Annotated in this window: 2 protein-coding genes; both read right to left on the minus strand. The window is 73.6% G+C overall.

Going from position 1 to position 3,721, the window contains the following annotated elements:
* Positions 1-1,179, minus strand: a 1,179-nt coding sequence (locus tag ACXAID_RS27415) for a UvrD-helicase domain-containing protein (RefSeq protein WP_475025321.1), incomplete at its 3' end; no start/stop codon positions are given.
* The coding region (locus ACXAID_RS27420) for a PD-(D/E)XK nuclease family protein (protein ID WP_475025322.1) at positions 1,176-3,721 on the minus strand (2,546 nt) is incomplete at its 5' end. The genes ACXAID_RS27415 and ACXAID_RS27420, both read right to left, overlap by 4 nt.

Raw genomic sequence — 3,721 nt, forward strand, 5'->3', positions numbered from 1 at the left:
CACCCGTCCCGCTCCGGCGTCCGGGCGCGGCCGCAGCGAGCGCACCGCCACCGAACGGCGCCGCGCATCCATCGACACCTCATTGGCCAGGTGCAGCACCTCGGGCGGGTTGCGCCAGCTGGTGCGCAGCTCCAGCGTCGGCGCCGGGGTGCCGTCCGAGAGCGGGAAGTCGGTGGTGAACCGGGGCAGGTTGGTCGCCGAGGCCCCGCGCCACCCGTAGATCGACTGGATCGGATCGCCGACGGCGGTCAACGACAGGTCATCGTCGGCCCCGCCGCCGAACAACGAGGACAGCGCCACCCGCTGGGCGTGACCGGTGTCCTGGTACTCGTCGAGCAGCACCACCCGGTAGCGCTGTCTCAGCTGTTCGCCCACCTGCGGGAACTGCGACGCCAACCGCGCGGCCGAAGCCATCTGCATGCCGAAGTCGATCACGCGCTCTTCGCGCATCCGGCGGTGCAGCTCGTCGATCAGCGGTACGAGCGCGGTGCGTTCGGTCTGGGTGGCCAGCATCTTCAGCAACCACTGGCTGGGGCCGCGGTCGCGTTGGTAGCGCCCGGCGGGCAGCGTGTGCACCAGCCGCTCCAATTCGACATGGGTGTCACGCAGCTGGTCGGTGTCCACCAGATGCTCGGAGAGCTGGCCGGCCAGCTTCAGCACCATCGCGGTCACCGACGCCGGCGTCTTGTCGGTCTCCAACGCCCTGGGGTGTTCGCAGACCACCCGGTAGGCCAACTGCCACAACTCGGTCTCGCCGAGCAGCCTGGTGTCCTGCTCGACGGGAAGAAGCAGTCCGTACTCGCGCAGCAGGGTGCCCGCGAACGCGTGGTAGGTGCCGACGGTGACGGGGTCGGCGGCCGCCCCGGGACCGTCGAGGACGCCGGGGATCACCAGGCCCGCTCCGGCCAGGCGGGCCAGCCGGGCCCGGACCCGGCGCAGCAGCTGGCCGGCGGCCTTGCGGGTGAACGTCAGCCCGAGCACCTCGCCCGGTCTGGCGTAGCCGTTGGCCACCAGCCAGACCACCCGGGCCGCCATGGTCTCGGTCTTGCCCGCCCCGGCGCCGGCGATCACCACCAGCGGACCCGGCGGGGCGGCGATGACGGCCGCCTGCTCGTCGGTCGGCGTGAAAAGGCCCAGCGCCCCGGCGAGTTCAGCGGGGCTGTAGCGCGGGCTGGTCACCGGGCACCTCCGTCGGCGTCGTTGTTCTGGGCGGGGCACATCGGCCGCACCGGGCAGTGCGCACAGCCGTCGTTGACCCGGGCCGCGAACCCGGGCCCCCGGGTCGCCGCGGCGGCCCCGGCGACGACGGCCCGCCACTCGTCGAGCTGCTCACCGGTCAGCGCGTCCTGATCGCGCCGGGTGGCGCTGCCGGTACTGGTCTTGCCCAGGTACACCAGCCGGCCACCGCCGGGCTCGTCACCGTCGGCGATCAACCCCTCGGCGACGGCGAGTTGGTACATCGCCAGCTGGGCGTGACTCTGGGCGTCGTCCTTGCTCACCGGCGACTTGCCGGTCTTGACGTCGACCACCACCAGCCGACCGGCGCCGTCGCGTTCGAGCCGGTCGCACCGGCCGCGCACCCGCACCGCCGGCGCCTCGCCGTCGGCGGCCACCACCTGCCCCTCGACCTCGACCTCGGTGCCGACCTCGGTGAGCTCCCCGCGGGTGTCGGCACGCCAGCTCAGGAAGGTCGACAACATCTCCAGATGACGGGCCAACTCGTTGTCGGAGTACCACTGCGCATCGAAAGGCAACTGATCCCAGACCTCTTCCAGGGTGTTGGCCAGCTGCGCCTCGGTCCTGCCGCCGTCGGAGACCAGCGCGTGCACCAGCGAGCCCAGCACCGAGCGCACATCGGCGCCCCGTGAGCCGCCGTGCCGCTCGAGCAGCCAGCGCAGCGGGCAGTCCGAGAGCGTCTGCAGCGTCGACGGCGACAGCGTCACGACATGGTCGGCACCGTCCCACAAAGGCTCGGCGCTGGACAGCTCCCGCATGCCATACCAGCAGGCCGGGTCGGCACCGGCCACCCCCGCCTGCGCGAGGCGGGCCAACTGCGCTGCGGCGCAGGTTCGTTCCTCGTCGGACACCGCGTCCACCGGCGCACAGGTCACCGCCCTGAGCCGGCCGACCAGCGCCGAGGGGGCCAGCACCCGGGGGGCACGGACCGAAGGGGGCACCTCCACACCGGGCTCGGTGGCCAGCGCGGCGAGCTCGTCGACGAACGGCGACGGCAGCATCGCCGCGTCGCCGTCGTCGCTGTCGACCGCGGTCACCAGCAGTCGGGTGCGCGCCCGGCCCAGCGCCGCCAGCAGCAGTCTGCGCTCTTCGGCCAGCAGTGGCGCGCGACTCGACAACCCGCGCTGCCCGGGCTCGGCGACCCCGTCGACGACGTCGACGAGCTGCTGGGTTCCGAGCACGCCGCCGCGAGGGGCTACGTTGGGCCACAACCCTTCCTGCACACCGGCGATCACCACGAAATCCCACTCCCGGCCCAGTGCCGAATGCGCGCTGAGCACCGCGACCGCATCAGGCGCTGGCCTGTCGTCGGGCCGCACCGGGGGCAGCGTCAGCGCGGTGATGTGATCGATGAGCCCGCGCAGCGAAGCACCCGTGGTCTGGGCGACGTACCGCTCGGCCACGTCGAACATCGCGGTCACCGCATCCAGATCCCGGTCGGCCTGCGCCGCGGCCGGCCCGCCGCGCTCGCTGACCGACAGCCAGCGCCGCTGCAGCCCGGAACGGGTCCAGGCCTGCCACAGCGTGTGGTGCGGGTCGTTGCCCTGATCGGCGCTTCGCCGCGCGGCGTCCAGCACCGTGCGAACCCGGCGCACCGCGCCCGCCAGATCATCGGGTAGCGCCGCGCCATCGTGCCGCAGCACCTCGACCAGTGAATCCCCGAAGCCGGCACCGGCTGCGGGACCGACCCGGCGCAACGCCCGCCGCAACCGGCGCAGCGATACCGGGTCGACGCGGCCGAGCGGTCCGGTCACCAGTTCCAGCGCGGTCTCGGCCGTCAGGCCCTCGGCGGTGGCCTCCAACACGTGCAGCAGCACCTGCGCCGCCGGCTGGTCGGCCAGCGCGGCGCCCGGTTGCGGCAGGTCCACCGGGACACCGGCGGCCCGCAGGGCCCGGCTGAGCGGGGTACCCAGCTGCGGCATCGACCGCACGATCACCGCCATCCGGTCCCAGCCCACCCCGTCGACCAGGTGTGCACGGCGTAGCGCATCGGCGATCAGCGCCGACTCCGCGTGCGGCGAGGCCGCGATCCGCACGGCCAGCGCCCCCGGTTCCCCGGTGCCGGCGAGCCCCCGGATGGAATCGGACCCGGGCAACCGGCGGGCCATCTCACCGACCGCGGCGGCCACCGCTGCCGCGCACCGGTGCGACCGGTTCAGCACGATCTCGGGCCCGTCGCCGCGCAGCAACACCGGGTCGGCCCCGCGGTAGCCGAACACCGTCTGCTGCGGATCTCCGGCGATGACCGCGAGATCGGCGCCGTCGGCCACGGTCTGCACCAACCGCGCCGCCTGCGGGTCCAGATGCTGCGCGTCGTCGACCAACAGCAGCCGGATGCGGCCGCGCTCGGCGGCCAGCAGTTCGGGATCCATCGCCAACGCGTCCAGCGCCGCACCGACGAGTTCGGCGGCGCCCAGCGCCGGGACGGTGGCCTGCGGCGCGGCCATGCCCACCGCCGACCGCAGCAACATGATCTGCTCGTAGG

The sequence above is a fragment of the Mycobacterium sp. ABE4_509 genome (genome assembly GCF_056160785.1).